Below are 21,877 nucleotides of genomic sequence, written 5' to 3'. Positions count from 1 at the left end.
GGATGAGTCCCTATGGGTAGAAATCCACCCATTGCCGTCTGAGATAGCAATAAAAGCGCACCTCACGACAAGACCGCCATTGCTGAACGGTGATCCCGGATCGCAAATATCTCACCCCGGTCGCCATGGAGGAGCATGCGCGGCTGAAGTGGCGAAACATTTTCATCCGGGAGGAATCGATGAAAATACTGAAGACAGTCACCGGCCTTGCTGCCGCCGCTGCCGTTTCCCTTTTTGCGCTGTCCGCATCCGCTCAGAATTATCCAGAGCGCAACATCACCATGGTCGTGCCCTTTGCCGCTGGCGGCCCGACGGATACGGTTGCGCGCCTTGTCGCTGAATCCATGTCGAAGGATCTCGGCCAGCAGATCATCGTCGAAAATGTCGGCGGCGCAGGCGGCACGCTGGGTGCTGGTCGTGTGGCATCGTCCGATCCGGACGGCTACACCGTTCTTCTCCACCATATCGGCATGGCAACGAGCGCCACGCTCTACCGCAAGCTTGCCTATGACACGCTGAACGCCTTCGAATATGTCGGCCTGGTCACCGAAGTGCCGATGACCATCCTGTCGCGCAAGAATCTCGAGACGACGGATCTGAAAGGTCTGATCGAATACGCCAAGGCGAACAAGGACAAGGTCACCGTCGCCAATGCCGGCATCGGCGCTGCCTCGCATCTTTGCGGCATGCTGTTCATGAGCGCCATCGAGACACCGCTTGTCACCGTCCCCTATAAGGGCACCGGTCCGGCCATGACCGATCTGCTCGGCGGCCAGGTTGACATCATGTGCGACCAGACCACCAACACCACCAAGCAGATCCAGGGCGGAACCGTGAAAGCCTATGCCGTGACCACGGCCAAGCGGCTGGACGTGCTGCCGGACGTGCCGACAGTTGTTGAAGCGGGCCTGCCGAAGCTTGAAGTGGGTATCTGGCACGGCATCTATACGCCGAAGGGCACGCCTGCGGAAATCAACGAAAAGCTCTCCAAGTCGCTGCAGGTCGCGCTGAAGGACAAGAATGTCGCGGCTCGTTTTGCCGAACTCGGCACGACGCCCTCCTCGGAAAGCGATGCGACGCCTGCGGCGCTGAAGGCCAAGCTTGAAAGCGAAATCGCGCGCTGGAAGCCGGTGATCGAAGCTGCCGGCCAATATGCCGACTGATGAACGCGGAATGACCGGCGGTGTCTCGCCGCCGGTCGACCGTGATCATTTTAACAGACGGACCGGTGTGATGCCGGCCGCGGTGGAGAGGCATCCTTCATGAAGTCGTTATTTAATGACCCTGCCGAGGCAGTCTGCGGGGCAATTTTCATGGGACTTGGCGTCTTTTTCGCCTTGCAGTCTTATGGGCTGGAGATCGGAACCGCCTTTCGCATGGGGCCGGGCTATTTCCCGCTCGTGTTGGCAATCATCCTGATCCTGCTCGGTGGCGTCATATTTCTGCGCTCAGCCCGCCCGGCCGGAGAAGGTATCGGAGCAATCGCCTGGCGGGGCATATTTTTCATCCTGCCCGCGCCAATCTTCTTCGGTTTCACTGTCCGGGGTCTCGGTTTCGTGCCGGCGCTTTTTTTCAGCGCCCTTATTGCAGCCTTCGCCTCGCACAAGATGAGCCCGCTCATGGCGGTCATTCTTTCCGCTGCCATCACGGTCTTTTCCGTCGCTGTTTTCAACTACGGTCTCGGCCTGCCGTTCCAGCGCTTCGGCCCCTGGCTTAAATTTTGAGGTGCCGTGATGGATTTGCTCGATAATCTCGCTCTCGGTTTCGTCACGGCATCTTCGCTGGCAAACCTGTTCTTCTGCCTGATCGGCGTGCTGCTCGGCACCCTGATCGGTGTGCTGCCCGGCATCGGCGCGACTGCGACCATCGCCATGCTGCTGCCGATCACCTTCCAGCTCGAGCCCGTCTCGTCGCTGATCATGCTCGCCGGCATTTATTACGGCGCGCAATATGGCGGCTCGACCACGGCCATCCTGATCAATATGCCCGGCGAATCGTCCTCTGCCGTCACCGCCATCGATGGGTATCAGATGGCGCGCAAGGGCAAGGCGGGCGCCGCACTCGCCATTGCCGCCATCGGCTCGTTCTTTGCCGGCACGGTCTCCACCTTCCTCGTGGCGATCTTCGCTCCGCCTCTGACGGCGATTGCGCTGGAATTCGGCGCGGCGGAATATTTTTCGCTGATGGTCGTCGGCCTCGTTTCATCCATTGCGCTTGCCCATGGCTCCATCGTCAAGGCGCTGGCCATGGTCGTGCTGGGCCTGCTGCTGGGTTTGGTCGGCACCGATATCTATAGCGGTACGCCGCGTTTCACCCTCGGCATCCGCGAATATGCCGACGGTCTGAACTTCGTGGCCGTGGCCGTCGGCGTCTTCGGTATCGCCGAAATCCTGCGCAATCTCGAAAATGAGCGCACCCGTTCGGTGCTGATCGCCAAGGTCAGCGGGCTGATGCCGACACGGGAGGATTTCAGGAAAATGATCGCGCCCGTGCTGCGCGGCACGGTCATTGGTTCCGCTCTCGGCATTCTTCCGGGCGGCGGCGCGATCCTTGCGGCCTTCGCTTCCTATACGGTGGAAAAACGCGTCTCCAAGAACCCGGAGGAATTCGGGCACGGCGCGGTTGCCGGTGTTGCCGGTCCGGAGTCCGCCAACAATGCCGGCGCGCAGACCTCCTTCATCCCGCTGCTCACGCTCGGCATTCCCGCCAATCCGGTGATGGCGCTGATGATCGGCGCAATGATCATTCAGGGTATCGTGCCTGGTCCGAACGTTGCGACCGAACAGCCGGCGCTGTTCTGGGGCATCATCGCCTCCATGTGGATCGGCAACCTGATGCTCGTCATCCTGAACCTGCCGCTGATCGGGCTGTGGGTGAAGCTTCTGACGGTGCCCTATTATGTGCTGTTCCCCATCATCATGGCCTTCTGCGCCATCGGGGTCTACAGCGTCAATTCCAACGTCTTCGATCTCTATGCCGTCGCCTTCTTCGGCTTTATCGGTTACGTGCTGGTGAAACTGCGCTGCGAGCCGGCGCCGCTGCTCCTGGGCTTCGTGCTTGGGCCGCTGCTGGAGGAGAACCTGCGCCGCGCCATGATCCTGTCGCGCGGCGATCCGACCACCTTCGTCACCCGGCCGATCAGCGCCACCCTGCTCTTCATTGCTCTGGCCGTGCTGATCGTCGTCTTCCTGCCCAGCGTGAAGAAGAAGCGCGAAGAGGTTTTCGTAGAAGAAGACTGAGGAATGCCAAAGACTTGGATGCCGGCGATGGAAACATCGCCGGCTTTTTTCGTTTCCGGATCGGCCATGACGAATTTGCTTCACGAGGGCGACATATGGTTGACTCGCGCGCTTTTAGGCCCAAGGAAGGGCTGGAAAGAGAGGTCGATATGACGTCGGAAACCGAAAAACGGATCATCGCGCTCGAGGAGACGGCCGCGCACCAGGCGAAGGTGATAGAGGAGCTGTCCGATCAGCTGGCGGAACAGTGGAAGGTGGTGGAGCAGACCCGCGCCAAGCTCGACCGCCTGACGGAGAGGTTCCTGAGCCTGGAGGAGCAATCGCTGGACGCGCCCGCGATTACTCGACCGCCGCATTATTGACAGGGAAGAGCCAATGAAAAACGACACCGCCGCGCTGGCCGCCGATATCGTCGATTTCTGGAAGAAGGCCGGACCGGACAAGTGGTTCGACAAGGACGCCGCCTTCGATAACCACTTTCACGATCGTTTCCGCGATGCCCATTTTGCTGCAGCCAGACGAGAGTTGGACGACTGGCTGGAGGGCGCGGAAAGCAGTCTCGCGCTGATGCTTCTGCTGGATCAGTTTCCGCGCAACTGCTTTCGCGGCACCGCTCACATGTACGCCACCGACCCGCTGGCGCGCCTCTTTGCCGATGAGGCCATCCGCCGTGGCCACGATCAGGCGATGGGCGAGGATTTGCGCGTTTTCTTCTATCTGCCCTTTTCCCATGCCGAAGATATGGCGGCCCAGCAGCGTGCCTGCGTTCTGAACCAGCCGCTTGGCGGGCTCTATCTTCACCATGCCGAAGAACATCGCGATATCATCGAGCGTTTCGGCCGCTTTCCGCATCGCAACCACATATTGCTGCGGGAAACGACGCCGGCGGAACGGCAATATCTGGATGAAGGCGGCTTTTCCGGCTGAGCCGGAAACGAAAACGCCGCCAGTCCCTAAGGGTGGCGGCGTTCTAAAGGCATGGGAGCGGCGACAATCAGCCGTCGAAGAATTCCTTCATCCGGGCGAAGAAGCCCGTTGATTCCGGATTGTTCTCCTTGGAGGAGAGCTGCTCGAACTCCTGCAACAGCTCGCGCTGACGCTTGCTGAGTTTCTGCGGCGTTTCGATCTGGATCTGGATATAGAGGTCGCCCGTCTGCGCCGAACGCAGAACCGGCATGCCCTTACCCTTCAGACGGAACTGCTTGCCCGGCTGGGTGCCTTCCGGAACCGTAACGCGCGATTTGGTGCCGTCGAGCGTCGTGACATCGAAAGTGCCGCCAAGTGCCGCCGTCGTCATGGAGATCGGCACGGTGCAATAAAGGTCGGCGCCGTCGCGCTGGAAGAATTCATGCGGACGCACGGACAGGAAGATGTAGAGATCGCCCGCCGGACCGCCACGCATGCCAGCCTCGCCTTCGCCCTGCAGGCGAATGCGGGTACCGTCCTCGATGCCCGAGGGAATGTTGACGGAAAGCGAACGCTCTTCCGTTACACGGCCCTGACCGTGGCACTTGCCGCAGGGATCGGAGATCGTCTGCCCGCGACCATGGCAGGTGGGGCAGGTGCGTTCCACCGAGAAGAAGCCCTGTGCTGCACGCACGCGGCCGGAACCCTGACAGGTGGCGCAGGTCTTCGGCTGCGTGCCGGGTTTGGCGCCCGAGCCGGAACAGACATCGCAGGTGATCGAGGTCGGAACCCTGATCTGCGCCGTCTTGCCGGTGAAGGCCTCTTCCAGCGTGATTTCCATATTGTAGCGAAGGTCGGCGCCGCGCTCGCGTCCGCCGGAAGAGCGGCGCGCACGGCCGCCGCCCATCATCTCGCCGAAGATGTCTTCGAAAATATCCGAGAAGCCGCCATTGGCGAAACCGCCGCCGCCAAAACCGCCACCGCCGCCCATGCCGCCATTTTCAAATGCGGCGTGGCCGAAACGGTCATAGGCCGCACGCTTCTGCGGGTCCTTCAGCGTTTCATAGGCTTCGTTGATTTCCTTGAATTTCCGTTCGGAATCGGCATCGTCCGGGTTTTTGTCCGGATGGTATTTCATCGCGAGTTTGCGGAAGGCGCTTTTCAGCTCTTTTTCGTCCGCGGTCTTGCTGACGCCAAGTGTTTCGTAAAAGTCTGCTTTCGCCATTAAGTTAACAAGCCCCGCAAATGGATTTCCGGCTGCACGTCGGCAGCCGGATGTCTTGCATATGTTTTCAGGAGACGGGAGGTCACGCGATTAGGCGGACTTCTTGTCGTCCTTGATTTCCTCATAGTCGGCGTCGACGACGTCGTCCTTGCCTTCTGCGGAAGCATCGCCGGCCTCGGCCTGCTGCGCTTCGTAGATGGCCTGACCGAGCTTCATGGAAACTTCCATGAGGGTCTGGGTCTTGGCCTGAATGTCGTCTGCATCCGGCTCAGCGGCTTCGACGGCGGTCTTCAGGCTGGCAATAGCGTCTTCGATAGCCTTGCGGTCGGTCTCGGAAACCTTGTCGCCATATTCCTTCACCGACTTCTCGGTGGAGTGGATGAGGCTTTCGGCCTGGTTCTTGGCTTCCACACCCGCACGACGCTTCTTGTCGGCCTCGGCATTGGCTTCAGCGTCCTTCACCATCTTCTCGATGTCGGCGTCGGAAAGACCACCGGAAGCCTGGATGCGGATCTGCTGTTCCTTGCCGGTGCCCTTGTCTTTCGCCGAAACCTGCACGATGCCGTTGGCGTCGATATCGAAGGTTACTTCGATCTGCGGAACGCCACGCGGTGCCGGCGGCAGGCCGACGAGGTCGAACTGGCCGAGCAGCTTGTTGTCCTGCGCCATTTCGCGCTCACCCTGCGAGACGCGGATGGTCACGGCCGACTGGTTGTCTTCGGCGGTCGAGAAGGTCTGGCTCTTCTTGGTCGGGATCGTCGTGTTGCGATCGATCAGACGGGTGAAGACACCACCGAGCGTTTCGATGCCGAGCGACAGCGGGGTCACGTCGAGCAGCAGAACGTCCTTGACGTCGCCCTGCAGAACGCCGGCCTGGATGGCGGCGCCCATGGCGACCACTTCATCCGGGTTCACGCCCTTGTGCGGCTCCTTGCCGAACAGCTGCTTGACGACTTCCTGCACCTTCGGCATGCGGCTCATGCCACCGACGAGAACGACTTCATCGATCTCGGAAGCGGAAACGCCGGCATCCTTGAGTGCTGCCTTGCATGGCGCGACGGTGCGCTGCACCAGATCGTCCACCAGGCTTTCGAACTTGGCGCGGGTCAGCTTCAGCGTCAGGTGCTTCGGACCGGAAGCATCGGCCGTGATGAACGGCAGGTTGATTTCGGTCTGCTGCGAGGACGAAAGTTCGATCTTCGCCTTTTCGGCAGCTTCCTTGAGGCGCTGCAGGGCGAGCTTGTCGTTCTTCAGGTCGATGCCCTGATCCTTCTTGAACTCACCGGCCAGATACTCGACCAGACGCATGTCGAAGTCTTCACCACCAAGGAAGGTATCGCCATTGGTCGACTTCACTTCGAAGACGCCGTCGCCGATTTCCAGAACGGAAATATCGAAGGTGCCGCCGCCAAGGTCGTAAACGGCGATGGTCTTGCCGTCCTTCTTGTCGAGGCCATAGGCAAGCGCTGCCGCAGTCGGCTCGTTGATGATGCGGAGCACGTCCAGACCGGCAATGCGGCCGGCATCCTTGGTTGCCTGACGCTGGGCGTCGTTGAAGTAGGCAGGAACCGTGATAACGGCCTTCTCGACCTTTTCGCCGAGATAGGATTCAGCCGTTTCCTTCATCTTCTGAAGGATCATTGCGGAAATCTGCGAAGGGGAATAGGGCTTGTCCTGCGCCTTCACCCATGCGTCGCCATTGTCACCCTTGACGATTTCAAAGGGGACCAGAGCCTTGTCCTTTTCGACGGTCGGGTCTTCATAACGGCGACCGATGAGGCGCTTGACCGCAAACAGGGTGTTGGTCGGGTTGGTGACCGCCTGGCGCTTGGCCGGCTGGCCGACAAGGCGTTCGCCATCGTCGGAAAATGCCACCATGGACGGCGTGGTGCGCGCGCCTTCCGCGTTTTCAATTACTTTCGTGTCCTTGCCGTCCATCACTGCAACGCAGGAATTGGTCGTGCCAAGGTCGATACCGATTACTTTTGCCATGCTCTTCTCTCCTTGAAGCGAGCTGTCGGAACCCCGTGAGGCATTCTTGTGGCAGCTCCTTGACTTGGATTTGCAGTATTCGCTGCAGTTCTGCGGCGTATATAAGGAGCGATTTTTCCTGCTGCAAGGCGCAAGAGAGGGGGAAGCGCAGCAAAAAAGCGCAAGAAACCCCTGTCTGTGCAGAAGCATAGCCATCACGGCTTGCGGAAGAGGGAAAACGCGACTTGTGTGCTACACGGCGCCGTCGGTCGGCATCGCGGCGTGCGAACCGGTGAGGTTTGCTTTTAACGGCATCGGGGTGGGGTGAAATGGCGGACAGGGTGGGATTCGAACCCACGGTACGCTTTCACGCACACACGCGTTCCAGGCGTGCGCCTTAAACCACTCGGCCACCTGTCCTTTTTCAAATCTGCATGTTTTGAAGAATGCAAATCACTGGAACGGCGCGATATATACCGATGAATTCGCAGGGATCAACACGAATCTGACAGTTTTTTGAAATGTCGGCAATTTCCTGTGTTCCGATGCGATTGCAAACCGGTTTTCCCGCCTTTATCGATGCATTATAGATTTCAAAATATGGCTGTCTGACCGGCAGATCGTAAGCGAGGTGTCCCTGATGAAAGCTTTTTTGCGGTTTTTGAGCTTTCTTTTCCTCGTTGCGGCGGTTTTTCTGGGTGTGCTCGATTCGATCCGCTCGGTTTCCACATCCTCGGTCAACATCACCGGCATCCTGTCCGTCTGGAACTATCTTCTTCCTGCTTCCCGTACCATGGTGGAAGCGGCCATGGCTCACTATATTCACCCTGAAGCGTGGCGCTTCGTTGAAAATGCCCTGTCGGCGGTGCCCGCATTTGCCGTTTCCCTGGCGCTTTCCCTGCTCTGCTGGATGGCGGGTTACAGGAAGCACAAGGCGATGAGGCGTTTGTCGGCCTGACCTCGTATCTGTCGAATTGGGCGCCCGCAGACGTGAACCATGAGAAGCGGCGGAACTGGCCGCATGGAGGACCGAATGTTCCTGTTCGATACGCTTTCAAAAAAAACGACGATGCCGACCGAAGAAACCGCCTTGCCCGGCCGTGAAGAGGCGCTTGCGGTGCCGGAAGCCCATTTCGTCAATGGCCGGCCCTTGAAGGGGCCTTATCCTGACGGACTTGAAACTATCTATCTCGGCATGGGCTGCTTCTGGGGCGCGGAACGGTTGTTCTGGAAAACGCCGGGCGTCTGGGTGACGGCGGTGGGTTATGCCGGCGGCTTCACCCGCAACCCCACCTATCAGGAGACGACGACGGGCCAGACGGGCCACGCCGAAGTGGTCAAGGTTGTCTACGATCCGGCGGTTATCTCGCTTTCGGGCCTGCTCAAGATATTCTTCGAGGAGCATGATCCGACACAAGGGATGCGGCAGGGCAACGATGTCGGCACGACCTACCGTTCCGCCATTTACGCGACGACGGAAGGGCAGTTGCAGCAGGCGCAGAAGGCGAGCGATGCTTTTCAACAGGCTTTGGACGAGGCCGGCCATGGCAGCGCCATCACCACCGAGATCGGGCCGCTTGAAAAGTTTTATTACGCTGAAGACTACCATCAGCAATATCTTGCCAAGAACCCGGGCGGTTACTGCGGCCTGAGGGGAACCGGCGTAAGCTGCAATATCGACTAGATTTTTTGCAGGTCGCCCCGGTGGAAAGACCAAAAAAGCGCCAGAATAAAGTTTTTCCACCGGGTCAAAAAAACCGGATGAATTTTTCATTGAGCCATGCAAGGATATGAGGCAAGCACAGCCGGGAAAACGGCTGGCGGTTCCGCAGACATTCCCGGTCAACGGGATTGCGGGAGGACCCTTAAAATATCAATTGCAACAACAGGGCTGCACAATGAAAAAATCCCTTCTGACGCTTTTTGCGCTCGCCGCAATGTCGGCTTCCGCGCTCGCCGCCGATATCAAGCCGGCGCTGGTCTATGGCACGGGCGGCAAGTTCGACAAATCGTTCAACGAAGCCGCTGCGGCCGGCGCTGAAAAGTTCAAGGCAGAAACGGGCATCGAGTTCCGCGATTTCGAACCGACCAGCGACACGCAGGGCGAACAGGCCATCCGCAACTTTGCGAGCAAGGGCTTCAACCCGGTCGTCGCCGTGTCCTTCGCCTGGACCTCGGCCATGGAAAAGGTCGCAGCCGAATTCCCCGACACCAAGTTCGTCATCGTCGATTCCGTCGTCGAACTGCCGAATGTCCGCTCCGTCGTCTACAAGGAGCACGAAGGCTCCTATCTCGTTGGTCTGCTGGCCGGCATGGCCTCCAAGACCGGCAAGGTCGGCTTCATCGGCGGCATGGATATTCCGCTGATCCGTAAGTTCGCCTGTGGTTATGCACAGGGCGCAAAGGCTGCCAACGACAAGATCGAAGTCTTCCAGAACATGACCGGCACCACGGGTGCTGCCTGGAACGATCCGGTGCGCGGCGGCGAACTCACCAAGAACCAGATCGACCAGGGTGCGGACGTGATTTACGCGGCAGCCGGTGCGACCGGTATCGGTGTGCTGCAGACTGCCGCCGACAACAAGAAGTTCTCGATCGGCGTCGATTCCAACCAGAACCACCTGCATCCGGGTTCGGTTCTGACCTCCATGGTCAAGCGCGTCGATCTGGCCGTCTACAATGCCTACAAGGATGCCAAGGACGACAAGTTCACCCCCGGCATCGTTGCGCTTGGCGTCAAGGAAGACGGTGTTGCCTACGCCCTCGACGACAACAACAAGGCCCTGATCACGCCGGAAATGACCGCCGCCGTGGACAAGGCGAAGGCCGATATCATCTCCGGCGCCGTCAAGGTTCATGACTATATGGCGGATAATTCCTGCCCGAAATGATATGATATGTAACGGGGGCGCATGATGTTTTTCATCTTGCGCCCTTTTCATATCCAGCCTTCGGAGAGGTTTCGGTTTGAGTATGGACCCTGCAATCGAACTGGTGGGCATCGACAAGAAATTCGGTGCCGTTCACGCCAACAAGAATATCAATCTGACTGTCGCCAAGGGCACGATCCACGGCATCATCGGGGAAAACGGCGCCGGTAAATCGACTCTGATGTCGATCCTCTACGGCTTTTACCAGGCGGATGCCGGTGAAATCCGGGTGAATGGCACGCCCGTCGCGATCCGTGACAGCCAGACGGCCATCAATGCCGGCATCGGCATGGTGCATCAGCACTTCATGCTGGTGGAAAATTTCACCGTGCTGGAAAACGTCATGCTCGGCGCAGAAGGCGGCGCATCGCTCGCCAAGGGCCGGGCGGCGGCCCGCAAGGAGTTGCAGCGCCTAGAGGACGATTACGGTCTGGAAGTCGATCCGGATGCGGTCATCGAAGAACTGCCGGTCGGTCTGCAGCAGCGCGTCGAAATCCTCAAAGCCATGTATCGTGGCGCCGAAATCCTGATCCTCGATGAGCCGACCGGCGTTCTGACACCGGCCGAGGCCGATCACCTTTTCAAGATCCTCGGCGTCCTGCGCGAGCAGGGCAAGACCGTCATCCTCATCACCCACAAGCTGCGCGAAATCATGGCGATCACGGATTCCGTCTCCGTCATGCGCCGCGGTGAAATGGTCGCAACCCGCAAGACCTCCGAAACCAGCGTCGAGGAACTGGCCGAACTGATGGTTGGCCGCCGCGTGCTGCTCAGGGTGGAAAAGGGCGAGACGACACCGGGCGATGTTCTGCTCTCCATCCGCAATCTGACTGTCAAGGACAGTCGCGGCGTCACCATGGTGGACGATGTCTCGCTCGACGTCCGCGCCGGTGAAATCGTCGGCATTGCCGGCGTGGCAGGCAATGGCCAGTCCGAGCTGCTCGAAGCCATCGCCGGTATCCGGAAGCCCTATTCGGGCGAGATATGGGTGGATGGCCAGAAGGTGGACCGCCCCGATCCGGCCATTCTGCGCCGGCTCGGCCTCGCGCATATCCCGGAAGACCGCCACCATATGGGGCTGGTGCTGAAATTCGAGGAATATGAAAACTCCATCCTCGGTTATCACCATGATGAGCGATACGGCAAAGGGCCTTTCCTCAACCCCGAGGCCATCCGCAGGGATGCGGTCGAAAAGATCGAGAAATACGATATCCGCCCGCCGAACCCGCAGCTGAAGACCGCCAATTTTTCCGGCGGCAATCAGCAGAAGATCGTCGTCGCCCGCGAAATTGAACGCGACCCCAAGATGTTGATCATCGGCCAGCCGACGCGCGGCGTGGATATTGGCGCCATCGAATTCATCCATCGCCGCATCATCGAAATGCGCGATGCCGGAAAGGCGATTTTGCTGGTTTCGGTCGAACTCGATGAAATCCGTTCCCTTTCGGACCGGATCATGGTCATGTTCGCCGGCCGTGTCGTTGGAGAAAAAACGGCGGAAGCCGAAGAACAGACGCTGGGCCTGATGATGGCCGGCATCGCCGCATGAGGCATGAATGAGCACCGCTTCCGTACCCTTACCAAACTGGATCAGCTACGGCCTGTTGCCGTTGCTGAACGTCGTTACCGCCTTTCTGATTTCCGGCCTCGTTGTCTGGTCGATCGGTGAAAGCCCGCTGGCGGCGCTGCGCCTGCTCATCGAAGGTGCGCTCGGCCGTGGCGACGCCATCGGCTTCACGCTGTTTTACACGACGAGTTTCATCTTCACCGGCCTTTCCGTCGCCGTGGCCTTCCATGCCGGCCTGTTCAACATCGGTTCGGAAGGTCAGGCCTATATTGGCGGCCTGGGTGCCGCGCTGGTGGCGCTGGCGCTCGACCGTTACGTGCCATGGTATGTGACGATGCCCTTCGCCGTCATCGGTGCCGCGCTTTTCGGCGCGGCCTGGGCCTTCATTCCGGCCTGGCTGCAGGCAAAACGCGGCAGCCACGTCGTCATCACCACCATCATGTTCAACTTCATCGCGGCTGCGCTGATGGTCTATCTGCTGGTGAATGTGCTGATCGTGCCGGGCAAGATGGCGCCGGAAACGCGCACCTTTCTGCCAGGTGGGCAATTGCCGAAATTGGACTGGTTGATGGCGCTGTTCGGCCTCAAGCTAGGGCCGGCGCCGTTCAACGTCTCCTTCATCATCGCGCTGGTCATGTGTTTCCTCGTCTGGGTGCTGATCTGGCGCACCAAGCTCGGTTATGAGATGCGCACGCTCGGCATCAGCCCGTCGGCCGCCATCTATGCCGGCATTCCCTATGCGCGAACGGTCATCATCGCCATGCTGATTTCCGGCGGTCTGGCGGGCATGATGGCGCTGAACCCGGTCATGGGCGCTTCCGCCCGCCTGCAGGTGGAATTCGTCGGCGGCGCTGGCTTCGTCGGCATCGCCGTGTCGCTGATGGGGCGAAGCCATCCGCTCGGCATCATCTTCGCGGCATTGCTGTTCGGCATTCTCTATCAGGGCGGTGCGGATCTTTCTTTCGAGATGCCGAACATTACCCGCGAGATGATCGTGGTCATTCAGGGTCTGGTGATCCTCTTCGCCGGCGCGCTGGAATATATGTACCGGCCGGCGGTCGTCCGCATCTACCAGCGTTTGGCAAAGGGGTGAGCTGATATGGATTTCTTCGATATGCTGGTCAGCATCCTCGGCTCGACCGTCCGTCTCACCATCCCGCTTCTCTTTACCGCGCTTGCCGGGCTCTTTTCCGAACGCGCAGGCGTGTTCGATATCGGCCTTGAAGGCAAGATGCTGGCGGCGGCCTTCGCTTCCGCCTGCGTCGCTTATCTCACAGCGGACCCATGGGCCGGTCTGCTGGCGGGCATCACCGTCTCCATCCTCTTCTCGTTGATCCATGGTTTCGCCGTCATCACCAATCGCGGCAATCAGATCGTGTCGGGCGTGGCGCTGAACTTCATCGCCGCCGGCCTGACGGTGGTTCTGGGGCAAGCCTGGTTCGGGCAGGGCGGCCGCACGCCGCAATTGCCGGCAGAGGGCCGTTTTGCGCCGACCATTCTGCCGGGTGCGGATGCGATGCGCGAGGTGCCCTTCATCGGCCCGCTTTATGCCAATGTCATTTCCGGCAACAATATCCTCACCTATCTCGCCTTTCTGGCGGTGCCGCTCTCCTGGTGGGTGCTTTACCGCACCCGTTTCGGCCTGCGTCTGCGCGCCGTCGGTGAAAATCCGGGCGCGGTGGATACGGCAGGCATTTCGGTGACATGGATGCGTTTCCGCGCCGTCATCGTCGCCGGCTTCCTCTGCGGTTTTTCGGGCGCCTATCTCGCCGTTGCGCAGTCGGCGGCCTTCATCGCCAACATGTCGGCCGGCAAGGGCTATATCGCGCTCGCGGCGCTGATCTTCGCGAAATGGAAGCCGGTGCCGGTCATGTTCGCCTGCCTGCTCTTCGGTTTTCTGGATGCCTTCGCCAACTTCATGCAGGGTAAATCCGTGCCCGGCATCGGCGAGGTGCCGGTGCAGATTTTCCAGGCCATGCCCTATATTCTGACCTGCATCCTGCTTGCCGGTTTCATCGGCGTCGCCAAGCCCCCCAAGGCCGGTGGCGTTGCCTATGCGAAGGAGCGTTAAATCCATGTCCCGAGACCCGATGTCCCATGCCCTGTTCGAGGCAGCGGTGGAGGCCATGACCTTTGCCCATGCGCCCTATTCGAAATTTCCGGTCGGTGCGGCGATCCGCGCCGAAGACGGCAAGATTTACAAGGGCGCCAATATCGAGAACCTCTCCTTCCCGCAGGGCTGGTGCGCTGAACCTTCCGCCATCAGCGCCATGATCATGGGTGGGGCGAAGAAGATCAGCGAAATCGCGGTCATCGCCGAAAAGCTTGCTCTTTGCCCACCCTGTGGCGGCTGCCGGCAGAAGATCGCCGAATTCGCCACGCCGGAGACGAAAGTCTATCTCTGCGACGAAACCGGCGTGCAGAAGGTCATGACCATGGAAGAGCTTTTGCCGTTCAGCTTCAAAACAGAGCTGCCCTGATGCCGGATATGCTGATCGATATTCTGGTGGAGCGCCTGAACGGCCTGATGCCGCGCGTCGCCATCGTCCTCGGTTCGGGCCTCGGTTCGCTGGTGGAAGACGTCAGCGACCCGATCCGGGTGCCCTATGCCGAACTTCCCGGTTTTCCCGCAAGCGGCGTTTCCGGCCATGCGGGCGAGCTGGTGGCGGGCTATCTTGATGGTGAGCCGGTCATGATGCTCTCCGGCCGGGTGCATTATTACGAAAAGGGCGATCCGTCCGCCATGCGCGCGATCATCGGGGCGCTGGCCGGTCTCGGCGTGCAGTCGCTCATCCTCACCAATTCGGCAGGTTCGGTCAGGCAGGATATGCCGCCCGGCTCGGTCATGCAGATCACCGATCACATCAACTATTCCGGCATGAACCCGCTGATCGGCGAGGAAAGCGACCGCCGCTTCGTCGGCATGACCACCGCTTACGATCCCGATCTGATGCTTGCCATGCGCAACGCCGCCATCCGCGCCACGGTGCCTTTGTTCGGCGGCGTCTATATGTGGTTTTCCGGCCCGAGCTTCGAAACGCCGGCGGAAATCCGCATGGCGCGGCTGCTGGGGGCGGATGCAGTTGGCATGTCCACCGTGCCGGAAGTCATCCTTGCGCGCTTTTTCGGGATGCGCGTTGCCGCCGCATCGGTTATTACCAATTACGGTGCCGGCATGACCGGCGCGGAACTGAGCCATGAAGAAACCAAGGATATGGCTCCCGTGGGTGGCAAGAGGCTTGCCGCCATTCTGAAGGAAATGATCGCAGGAGGAGCGTGACCATGGAACTCCAGCGTCCGCGCGAAGCGGCTGCCCTCACCCTGTCCTTGCTGGACCTGACCAATCTCAAGGAAGACTGCACGCCAGAGCAGATCGCCGCTCTGTGCCAGCGGGCGCATACGGAATATGGCAATACGGCAGCCATCTGCATCTGGCCGCGCTTCGTGGCGCAGGCCCGTGCTGCTTTCGGAAAAGACCATGCTATCCGCATCGCCACGGTCGTCAATTTTCCTTCGGGCGATCTGGACATCGCGACCGTGGTTGCCGAAACCGAGGCGGCGATCCGCGACGGCGCTGACGAAATCGATCTAGTCATTCCCTATCGCAAATTCATAGCCGGCGATGAAACGGCGGTGTCCACCATGGTGGCCGCCGTTCGCAAGGCCTGCGTTGCACCCGTGCTGCTCAAGGTCATTCTTGAAACCGGCGAGTTGAAGGACAAGGCGCTGATCCGTCGCGCATCCGAACTCGCCATTGCCGAAGGGGCCGATTTCATCAAGACCTCAACCGGCAAGGTCGCCATCAATGCCACGCTGGAAGCAGCCGACATCATGTTGCAGGCGATCCGCGACAGCCGGCAGAAAGTGGGCTTCAAGCCCGCCGGCGGCATCGGCACGGTGGAAGACGCCACGCTTTACCTCAGGCTTGCGGAAACCATCATGGCGCCCAACTGGGCCATGCCGTCCACCTTCCGTTTCGGCGCTTCGGGTGTTCTCGATGATGTGCTGAACGTGCTGGCCGGCGGTGAGCCCGCCAAGGCCGCCAGCGGGTATTGAGCTTGATCCCGCAGGAAATCATCCGCCGCAAACGCGATGGCCTGTCACTTGAGCCTCGCGAGATTGCCACTTTCATAGAGGCGCTTTCGAAAGACGGCATCTCGGAAGGCCAGGCGGCTGCCTTTGCCATGGCGGTGTTCTTTCGCGGCATGAGCCGGGATGAGATGGTGGCGCTGACGCTCGCGATGCGCGACAGCGGTGAGGTCCTGTCCTGGAGTGATCTCGGCAGGCCGGTGGCGGACAAGCACTCCACCGGCGGTGTTGGCGATAATGTCTCCCTGATGCTCGCCCCGATCGTTGCCGCCTGTGGTCTCGCCGTGCCGATGATTTCCGGCAGGGGCCTTGGCCATACCGGCGGCACGCTGGACAAGCTGGAAGCGATCCCCTGTTACAACGTCATGCCGGACGAGGCGTTGTTTCGCCGGACGGTAAAGACGGTCGGCTGCGCCATCATCGGCCAGACGGGCGATCTCGCCCCCGCTGATAAACGGCTTTATGCCATTCGCGATGTGACCGCGACGGTCGATTCCATACCGCTGATCACGGCCTCCATCCTGTCGAAAAAGCTTGCGGCCGGGCTGCAGACGCTGGTTCTGGATGTGAAGGTCGGCAACGGTGCTTTCATGCAGAGCGTCGAGGATGCCCGCAATCTGGCCCGAGCGCTGGTCGATGTGGCGAATGGTGCAGGGCTGCCGACAACGGCGCTGATAACCGATATGAACCAGCCGCTTGGCGATGCCGCTGGCAATGCGGTCGAAATCGTCAATTGTCTGGATTTTCTGGCCGGTCGCAAGGCCGGCACCCGTCTTGAAAAAGTGGTCCTGTCCTTTGCGGCGGAAATGCTGGTGCAGGCGCAAAAGGCGGCCACGCTGGAGGAAGGAGAGGCGCTGGCGTCGGCTGCGCTGTCCTCCGGCCGGGCGCTGGAAATCTTTGCACGGATGGTTTCGGCACTGGGCGGTCCATCGGATTTCGTTGAGCATCCTTCCCGTTATCTGCCGTCTGCGCCGGTCATTCTTCCGGTTCTGGCGGAGCGCAGCGGTTTGCTCGCCTCCTGCGCCACCCGCGATCTTGGCATGGTTGTCGTCGAACTCGGCGGCGGTAGAAAAAAGCCATCGGACACGATCGATCCTTCCGTAGGTATCTCGGATATTCTGCCGCTCGGTGTCAAAGTGGAAAAGGGCGCGCGGATCGCCACCGTTCATGCTGCTTCCAGGGACGAAGCGGAACGCGCCGTGAAAAGGATAGCTGGCTGCTACGGAATTGCTGACAGCGCGCCGAAGATCGATGCGCCGGTTCTTGAGCGGATCACCTGACCAGCCGCATCTCGCCGCCCGATACCTTGAAGGACGATAGTTGTTTGAGGAAGCTCATGCCGATCAGCATGTTGCCGAGCGCATTGTCTTTCAGCACCATGGCGTCGACATTCTGAACCCGGATAGCGCCGATCTCCACCCGGTCGAGTTTCACATAGGCGGCCATGGTCTGGCCATTGGCCGTTGAAATCGCATACTTAAAATCGAGGCTGTTGACGCCGTAACCGAGACGGCGCGCAATCGTCTCGTTGATGGCGACCATGGAAGCGCCGGTATCGACAAGTCCGTCGAAGGATTTGCCGTTGATGCGGAAGGTGGCGTTGAAGTGGCCGCGGGCATCCGCTTTCAGATTGACACCGCCAAGGGAGACGGACTCCGGTTTGGCTGCTTCGGGTCTGGCTTCCGCTTTCTCAATGCTTGCTTCCGGGCGCGGCTGAAATTTTTCCACCAGCGCCGGAATTTGCGTGGCACCGACCGAAAGACCAACAAGCAGGAAAATCGCACGCGCCAGCAAGTCGTTGCTCCTCAAAGGGCAGGGTTATCCTTGCCGAGAATAGACGCAAAACATGCTGAAATCTTAAAAGAAAAAGCCATTCGCCGCTTCTCGGGCGGCGAATGGCTCAAACGGTTAAGCGATGATGAACGGCGTTATTTGGTGCCGTACATGCGGTCGCCGGCATCGCCGAGACCGGGAACGATATAACCCTTCTCGTTCAGATGGCTGTCGATGGCGGCAGTGTAGATATGCACATCGGGATGCGCTTCGCGGAAATTCTTGATGCCCTCGGGCGCTGCCAGCAGACACAGGAAGCGGATGTTCTTGGCACCACGCTCCTTCAGCTTTTCCACGGCGGCGATGGAGGAATTGCCGGTTGCGAGCATCGGATCGACAACGATGATAAGGCGCGCATCGAGGCTTTCCGGGGCTTTGAAGTAATATTCGACAGCTTCCAGCGTGTCATGATCGCGATAAACGCCGATATGGGAAACACGCGCCGAAGGCACGAGCTCGAGCATGCCTTCCAGCAGGCCGTTGCCGGCGCGCAGGATGGAGGCGAAAACCAGCTTCTTGCCTTCGAGCACGGGGGCCTCGATGGTTTCGAGCGGCGTATCGATGGTTTCCATCGTCATCTCAAGGTCGCGCGTCACTTCATAGCAGAGCAGCGTCGAAATTTCCCTGAGCAGGCGGCGGAAGCCGGCCGTGGAAGTTTCCTTCTTGCGCATGATGGTGAGTTTGTGCCGCACCAGCGGATGTTCGATGACTGTGACGCCGTCCATGAAACTGGCCTTCCTTTTATCTTATGCCCTGTAATTCACCGAAAGTGCGTTTTTCGCAAGCCTTCTTCGCGGTTTTACCCCGCGAACCGCAGCGTCAGGCGCCGTCGAGTTTCGCAAGCAGTCGCGCGCGTGTTTCCTCGTCCACGAAGGCGCATTCCAGTGCGGTCCGCGTCATACGGTCGATCTCTGCATCGCTGAAGCCGAACTCGTCCGCAGCCAGCGCATATTCCCGTGCAAGCGACGTGAAGAAGAACGGCGGGTCGTCGGAACTGATGCAGACACGCACCCCGGCGTCGCTGAGAGCTTTCAGCGGGTGGCTGGCAAAATCGGGATAGACGTTGAGTGCAATATTCGAGCCGGGGCAGACTTCCAGAACCGTTCCCGCCTCGGCCAGCCGGGCGATAAGACCGGCATCTTCGATGGCCCGCACGCCATGCCCGATGCGGGACGGTTTGACGAGATCGAGCGCATCGGCAACGCTTTCCGGCCCGCAAACTTCACCGGCATGGATGGTCAGCCCGAGGCCCGCATCGCGGGCAATGTCGAAGGCGCGGGCATAGTCTGCAACCCGGCCCATGCGCTCTTCGCCGGCCATGTTGAAGCCCGTCACCAGCGGATGTTGGGCGCGTGCCGCATATTCGGCCGCGGCGATTACCCGCTCCGGGCCGAAGTGGCGCTCACCGGTGACGATGATGCGGGTTTCGATCCCCGTCTTTTCCCTTGCGATGCGGATGCCTTCGGCAATGCCGGCCAGATAGGCGTCGGCACCGAGCCCGATGCGGTCGCCGTGATCGGGCGAAATGATCAGCTCGCTATAGATGGTATTGGCTTCGGCAAGTTCGGTCAGATAGGTTTCAGTCAGGATGGCATAGTCCTCATCCGTCTTGAACACCTGCGCCACCGCATCGTAACAACGGATGAATTCGGCGAAATCCGACCAGACATATTGGCCGTCCCGCAGAAAACCGCTGGTGTCGATGCCATATTTCTCCGCCTGTTTAGCGACGAGGCCGGGCGGGGCCGCACCTTCGATGTGGCAGTGAATTTCCGCTTTCAGCAAATGCGATGTCAAATGAAGCTCCTGCCGTGAGAACCGGCCTCGATGCCAAGATGGTGGGCGATGCTTTCGCCGATATCGGCGTAGCTTGAACGGATGCCGACATCGCGCGAGCGAATGCCCGGTCCGAATGCCATGATCGGCACCCTTTCCCGTGTATGGTCCGTACCCCGCCAGGTGGGGTCGCAACCGTGATCGGCGGTCAGAAGGGCGATATCGCCCGGCGCCATCTTGCGATGGATTTCGGGGATTCGCGCATCGAAGGCCTCAAGGGCGGCGGCGTAACCGGCAACGTCGCGGCGATGGCCGTAAAGCATGTCGAAATCGACGAAATTGGTGAAGACGAGATCGCCGTTTTCAGCCTCGTCGATAGCCTGCAACGTCGCATCCATCAGGGCGCTGTTGCCATTTGCCTTGATGACGCGCGTCACACCCTGATGGGCGTAGATATCGCCGATCTTGCCGATGGCGTGCACTTTTCGGCCGGCTTCCACAAGTCTGTCGAGCAGGGTCGGTTCCGGTGGCAGAACGGAGAAATCGCGACGGTTGCCGGTGCGTTCGAAGGTCGCGACCGTCTCGCCGATGAAGGGGCGGGCGATGACACGGCCGATATTCAGCGGATCGAGCAGCTTGCGTACCGTCTCGCAGAGCGCGATGAGGCGCTCCAGACCGAAATGCGTTTCGTGCGCGGCGATCTGGAAAACGGAATCGGATGAGGTGTAGCAGATCGGCTTTCCGCTCCTGATATGCTCTTCGCCAAACTGCGCGATGATCTCGGTGCCGGAAGCATGGCAATTGCCGAGAATGCCCGGAATATCGGCTTGCCTGCAGATCGCTTCCACCAGTTCCGGCGAAAACGCATCGCCTTCCGTCGGGAAATATCCCCAGTCGAAGGTGACGGGCGTACCGGCGATCTCCCAGTGGCCGGACGGGGTATCCTTGCCTTTTGAGATTTCGCTGGCGGAACCGTGCAGGCCGAAAATGCGCTCGGGCGGTTCCATGCCGGCGGGAATGCCGCCGCTTGCCTGCCGCGCAATCTCCAGCAGGCCGAGCGAACACATGTTCGGCAATTTCAGCGGACCGGAGCGAAGCCCCGCTTTATCGGCAGCGCCCGCTGCACAGAATTCCGCGATATGGCCGAGCGTGTTTGCGCCAAGATCGCCATAACGCTCCGCGTCGGGTGCGCCGCCGACGCCAAAGGAATCCAGAACGAGAAGAAATGCTCTTGCCATAACTCACCGAAACAAAATGCGCCGACGGGCAATGTCAGGCCGAACTGTCGTTATAGATCAGCAAAACGTGAAGAAGGAAGTGCTTTTATGAACCATCCGGTAAAACCGGCTGCTTAGTCCTCGTCCCGTTTCGGTTTGGGGGCGTTGAGGTTGCGCAGGACATACCAGCCCGCAGCCACCACCATGGCCGCCAGAATATACCACGTAACGGCATAGGAGAGGTGATTGTTGGGGAAGGTGAGCATGGTCTTGCCGCCGACCGGCAGGCCGCCCGGATTGGGTGTCGCATCGGCATCGACATAAAACGGCGCGACATCGGAAAGGCCGGATGCCTGCGAGATTTGCGGGATGTTGCGGGAATACCAGCGGCCATTTGCCGGATCGTTGGTGCGCAGGAAAAGCCCGCCGGTCTCGGGCGCGCGCATCAGCCCGACGATCTCGACGTTTCCGGCCGGTTCGCCTTCCTGGCGGGAGGACGGGGCGCGCCTGTCGGACGGCACGAAGCCGCGATTGACGATGATGCTGGAGCCATCGTCGCGCTTGAGCGGCGTCATCACCCAGTAACCGGGGCCGAGGTCCGTGACCGTATAGACCTGAACCTCCCTGTCATTGAGGAAGGTGCCGGACAGTTTCACACGGCGATATTCGTATTCCGCCGGATCGCCGAGCACCGGCCATTCTTTGGCGGCAGGGGCGTCGACGGGATCGGCATGGGCGCGGGCTTCGACCCGCTCGATAAGATCGAGTTTCCAGGAAAGGCGCTTGACCTGCCATGTGCCGAGCGCGAGCAGCAGACCCGTCAGAACAACGGTCAGGAACAGGACGACGATGGCCGCAGGGCGGATGCGCCGGTTATGGGGTGTGGTTTCGCTCATGTCACGGTCCTTGCGAAGCGCGCCCGGCAGAAACCGGTCTGCTTTGGCGGGTTTCCTAGAGCATTTCCAGGAAAAGTGGAACCCGGTTTTCCGTCCGGAAATGCGCCAAAACAAAGAGTTAGAGTGTTTTCGCGATTCGAAGAAAAGCGAAAAAACTCTAGCATCCGCATGCGCTTCTTCCAGCAAATAACCCCATAAATCGCACCAGGATTCATGGGGTTATGTGTT

At 60.0% G+C, this 21,877-nt stretch carries 22 protein-coding genes and 1 tRNA gene; 15 read left to right on the top strand and 8 right to left on the bottom strand.

The window, feature by feature from the left end:
• Nucleotides 1-179 precede the first annotated feature (179 nt).
• The 5 genes from ACQZ5N_RS13605 to ACQZ5N_RS13585 all read left to right on the top strand — a co-directional run bounded on the left by ACQZ5N_RS13605 (nt 180) and on the right by ACQZ5N_RS13585 (nt 4,166).
• Complete coding sequence (locus ACQZ5N_RS13605; RefSeq protein ID WP_003524332.1) at nt 180-1,163, top strand: tripartite tricarboxylate transporter substrate-binding protein; 984 nt, start codon at nt 180-182, stop codon at nt 1,161-1,163.
• A gap of 99 nt (nt 1,164-1,262) precedes the next feature.
• Complete coding sequence (locus tag ACQZ5N_RS13600) at nt 1,263-1,724, top strand: tripartite tricarboxylate transporter TctB family protein (protein ID WP_035240376.1); 462 nt, start codon at nt 1,263-1,265, stop codon at nt 1,722-1,724.
• Nucleotides 1,725-1,733: 9 nt separating this feature from the next.
• Nucleotides 1,734-3,239, top strand: a complete 1,506-nt coding sequence (locus ACQZ5N_RS13595; RefSeq protein WP_059758961.1) for a tripartite tricarboxylate transporter permease — start codon at nt 1,734-1,736, stop codon at nt 3,237-3,239.
• A gap of 149 nt (nt 3,240-3,388) precedes the next feature.
• A complete protein-coding gene (locus ACQZ5N_RS13590; protein ID WP_059759493.1) occupies nt 3,389-3,601 on the top strand; it encodes a SlyX family protein in 213 nt (70 codons plus the stop codon).
• Nucleotides 3,602-3,614: 13 nt separating this feature from the next.
• Nucleotides 3,615-4,166 carry a DUF924 family protein gene (locus ACQZ5N_RS13585; RefSeq protein ID WP_448733165.1) on the top strand — a complete coding sequence of 184 codons (552 nt, stop codon included), beginning with the start codon at nt 3,615-3,617 and terminating at the stop codon, nt 4,164-4,166.
• 67 nt (nt 4,167-4,233) lie between these two features.
• Here the strand turns inward: ACQZ5N_RS13585 and dnaJ are convergent, their stop codons facing one another.
• The 3 genes from dnaJ to ACQZ5N_RS13570 all read right to left on the bottom strand — a co-directional run bounded on the left by dnaJ (nt 4,234) and on the right by ACQZ5N_RS13570 (nt 7,761).
• The gene (dnaJ, locus tag ACQZ5N_RS13580) at nt 4,234-5,370 is read right to left on the bottom strand and encodes a molecular chaperone DnaJ (RefSeq protein WP_004439156.1); all 1,137 of its coding nucleotides are present in this window, start codon (nt 5,368-5,370) and stop codon (nt 4,234-4,236) included.
• 90 nt (nt 5,371-5,460) lie between these two features.
• A complete protein-coding gene (gene dnaK, locus ACQZ5N_RS13575; protein WP_003524342.1) occupies nt 5,461-7,362 on the bottom strand; it encodes a molecular chaperone DnaK in 1,902 nt (633 codons plus the stop codon).
• Nucleotides 7,363-7,671: 309 nt separating this feature from the next.
• Nucleotides 7,672-7,761, bottom strand: a tRNA-Ser gene (locus tag ACQZ5N_RS13570).
• Nucleotides 7,762-7,981: 220 nt separating this feature from the next.
• Here ACQZ5N_RS13570 and ACQZ5N_RS13565 point away from each other — a divergent pair.
• The 10 genes from ACQZ5N_RS13565 (at nt 7,982) to deoA (ending at nt 17,207) form a co-directional block, all read left to right on the top strand.
• Nucleotides 7,982-8,299, top strand: coding sequence for a hypothetical protein (locus ACQZ5N_RS13565; protein ID WP_269828400.1), 318 nt, complete (start codon nt 7,982-7,984; stop codon nt 8,297-8,299).
• A 75-nt stretch (nt 8,300-8,374) separates the two neighbouring features.
• Complete coding sequence (gene msrA, locus ACQZ5N_RS13560) at nt 8,375-9,025, top strand: peptide-methionine (S)-S-oxide reductase MsrA (RefSeq protein ID WP_020812546.1); 651 nt, start codon at nt 8,375-8,377, stop codon at nt 9,023-9,025.
• Nucleotides 9,026-9,239: 214 nt separating this feature from the next.
• Nucleotides 9,240-10,232 carry a BMP family lipoprotein gene (locus ACQZ5N_RS13555; RefSeq protein WP_004439166.1) on the top strand — a complete coding sequence of 331 codons (993 nt, stop codon included), beginning with the start codon at nt 9,240-9,242 and terminating at the stop codon, nt 10,230-10,232.
• Nucleotides 10,233-10,314: 82 nt separating this feature from the next.
• Nucleotides 10,315-11,820, top strand: a complete 1,506-nt coding sequence (locus tag ACQZ5N_RS13550; RefSeq protein WP_137004407.1) for an ABC transporter ATP-binding protein — start codon at nt 10,315-10,317, stop codon at nt 11,818-11,820.
• A 7-nt stretch (nt 11,821-11,827) separates the two neighbouring features.
• The gene (locus ACQZ5N_RS13545) at nt 11,828-12,931 is read left to right on the top strand and encodes an ABC transporter permease (protein ID WP_003524352.1); all 1,104 of its coding nucleotides are present in this window, start codon (nt 11,828-11,830) and stop codon (nt 12,929-12,931) included.
• 6 nt (nt 12,932-12,937) lie between these two features.
• Nucleotides 12,938-13,909, top strand: coding sequence for an ABC transporter permease (locus ACQZ5N_RS13540; RefSeq protein ID WP_448733164.1), 972 nt, complete (start codon nt 12,938-12,940; stop codon nt 13,907-13,909).
• A gap of 19 nt (nt 13,910-13,928) precedes the next feature.
• Nucleotides 13,929-14,318: a cytidine deaminase gene (locus ACQZ5N_RS13535; RefSeq protein WP_448733198.1), complete on the top strand. Its 390-nt coding sequence runs from the start codon at nt 13,929-13,931 to the stop codon at nt 14,316-14,318.
• Nucleotides 14,318-15,118, top strand: coding sequence for a purine-nucleoside phosphorylase (locus tag ACQZ5N_RS13530; protein WP_448733163.1), 801 nt, complete (start codon nt 14,318-14,320; stop codon nt 15,116-15,118). Before ACQZ5N_RS13535 ends, ACQZ5N_RS13530 begins: the two co-directional genes overlap by 1 nt.
• Before the next feature lie 2 nt (nt 15,119-15,120).
• On the top strand, nt 15,121-15,894 hold the full coding sequence (deoC, locus tag ACQZ5N_RS13525) for a deoxyribose-phosphate aldolase (RefSeq protein ID WP_003524355.1): 774 nt from the start codon (nt 15,121-15,123) through the stop codon (nt 15,892-15,894).
• Complete coding sequence (gene deoA, locus ACQZ5N_RS13520) at nt 15,891-17,207, top strand: thymidine phosphorylase (protein WP_448733162.1); 1,317 nt, start codon at nt 15,891-15,893, stop codon at nt 17,205-17,207. Before deoC ends, deoA begins: the two co-directional genes overlap by 4 nt.
• Here the strand turns inward: deoA and ACQZ5N_RS13515 are convergent.
• The 5 genes from ACQZ5N_RS13515 to ACQZ5N_RS13495 form a co-directional block, all read right to left on the bottom strand.
• Nucleotides 17,200-17,721 carry a TIGR02281 family clan AA aspartic protease gene (locus ACQZ5N_RS13515; RefSeq protein ID WP_448733161.1) on the bottom strand — a complete coding sequence of 174 codons (522 nt, stop codon included), beginning with the start codon at nt 17,719-17,721 and terminating at the stop codon, nt 17,200-17,202. The two genes, deoA and ACQZ5N_RS13515, sit on opposite strands and share 8 nt — an antisense overlap.
• A 134-nt stretch (nt 17,722-17,855) precedes the next feature.
• Nucleotides 17,856-18,485, bottom strand: a complete 630-nt coding sequence (gene upp / locus ACQZ5N_RS13510) for a uracil phosphoribosyltransferase (RefSeq protein ID WP_003524359.1) — start codon at nt 18,483-18,485, stop codon at nt 17,856-17,858.
• Between the two features lie 94 nt (nt 18,486-18,579).
• Nucleotides 18,580-19,557 (bottom strand): adenosine deaminase, encoded by a 978-nt coding sequence (locus ACQZ5N_RS13505; RefSeq protein ID WP_448733160.1) that lies wholly within the window; start codon nt 19,555-19,557, stop codon nt 18,580-18,582.
• Nucleotides 19,554-20,774 (bottom strand): phosphopentomutase, encoded by a 1,221-nt coding sequence (locus tag ACQZ5N_RS13500; RefSeq protein WP_448733159.1) that lies wholly within the window; start codon nt 20,772-20,774, stop codon nt 19,554-19,556. Before ACQZ5N_RS13500 ends, ACQZ5N_RS13505 begins: the two co-directional genes overlap by 4 nt.
• Nucleotides 20,775-20,887: 113 nt before the next feature.
• A complete protein-coding gene (locus tag ACQZ5N_RS13495) occupies nt 20,888-21,649 on the bottom strand; it encodes an SURF1 family protein (protein ID WP_448733158.1) in 762 nt (253 codons plus the stop codon).
• Nucleotides 21,650-21,877: the final 228 nt, after the last annotated feature.

This window comes from Agrobacterium sp. 22-221-1 (assembly GCF_053522445.1).
The sequence above is the reverse complement of the archived record's forward strand: the minus strand, read 5'-3'. Positions and strand labels throughout refer to the sequence as shown.

Coding starts and splice junctions, on each gene's coding strand:
- upp (WP_003524359.1), bottom strand. CDS start 18,485: ATGGACGGCGTCACAGTCATCGAACATCCGCTGGTGCGGCACAAACTC.
- ACQZ5N_RS13565 (WP_269828400.1), top strand. CDS start 7,982: ATGAAAGCTTTTTTGCGGTTTTTGAGCTTTCTTTTCCTCGTTGCGGCG.
- ACQZ5N_RS13545 (WP_003524352.1), top strand. CDS start 11,828: ATGAGCACCGCTTCCGTACCCTTACCAAACTGGATCAGCTACGGCCTG.
- ACQZ5N_RS13555 (WP_004439166.1), top strand. CDS start 9,240: ATGAAAAAATCCCTTCTGACGCTTTTTGCGCTCGCCGCAATGTCGGCT.
- dnaJ (WP_004439156.1), bottom strand. CDS start 5,370: ATGGCGAAAGCAGACTTTTACGAAACACTTGGCGTCAGCAAGACCGCG.
- ACQZ5N_RS13540 (WP_448733164.1), top strand. CDS start 12,938: ATGGATTTCTTCGATATGCTGGTCAGCATCCTCGGCTCGACCGTCCGT.
- ACQZ5N_RS13605 (WP_003524332.1), top strand. CDS start 180: ATGAAAATACTGAAGACAGTCACCGGCCTTGCTGCCGCCGCTGCCGTT.
- dnaK (WP_003524342.1), bottom strand. CDS start 7,362: ATGGCAAAAGTAATCGGTATCGACCTTGGCACGACCAATTCCTGCGTT.
- ACQZ5N_RS13595 (WP_059758961.1), top strand. CDS start 1,734: ATGGATTTGCTCGATAATCTCGCTCTCGGTTTCGTCACGGCATCTTCG.
- ACQZ5N_RS13550 (WP_137004407.1), top strand. CDS start 10,315: ATGGACCCTGCAATCGAACTGGTGGGCATCGACAAGAAATTCGGTGCC.
- ACQZ5N_RS13535 (WP_448733198.1), top strand. CDS start 13,929: ATGTCCCATGCCCTGTTCGAGGCAGCGGTGGAGGCCATGACCTTTGCC.
- msrA (WP_020812546.1), top strand. CDS start 8,375: ATGTTCCTGTTCGATACGCTTTCAAAAAAAACGACGATGCCGACCGAA.
- ACQZ5N_RS13495 (WP_448733158.1), bottom strand. CDS start 21,649: ATGAGCGAAACCACACCCCATAACCGGCGCATCCGCCCTGCGGCCATC.
- ACQZ5N_RS13600 (WP_035240376.1), top strand. CDS start 1,263: ATGAAGTCGTTATTTAATGACCCTGCCGAGGCAGTCTGCGGGGCAATT.
- ACQZ5N_RS13585 (WP_448733165.1), top strand. CDS start 3,615: ATGAAAAACGACACCGCCGCGCTGGCCGCCGATATCGTCGATTTCTGG.
- deoC (WP_003524355.1), top strand. CDS start 15,121: ATGGAACTCCAGCGTCCGCGCGAAGCGGCTGCCCTCACCCTGTCCTTG.
- ACQZ5N_RS13500 (WP_448733159.1), bottom strand. CDS start 20,774: ATGGCAAGAGCATTTCTTCTCGTTCTGGATTCCTTTGGCGTCGGCGGC.
- ACQZ5N_RS13530 (WP_448733163.1), top strand. CDS start 14,318: ATGCCGGATATGCTGATCGATATTCTGGTGGAGCGCCTGAACGGCCTG.
- ACQZ5N_RS13590 (WP_059759493.1), top strand. CDS start 3,389: ATGACGTCGGAAACCGAAAAACGGATCATCGCGCTCGAGGAGACGGCC.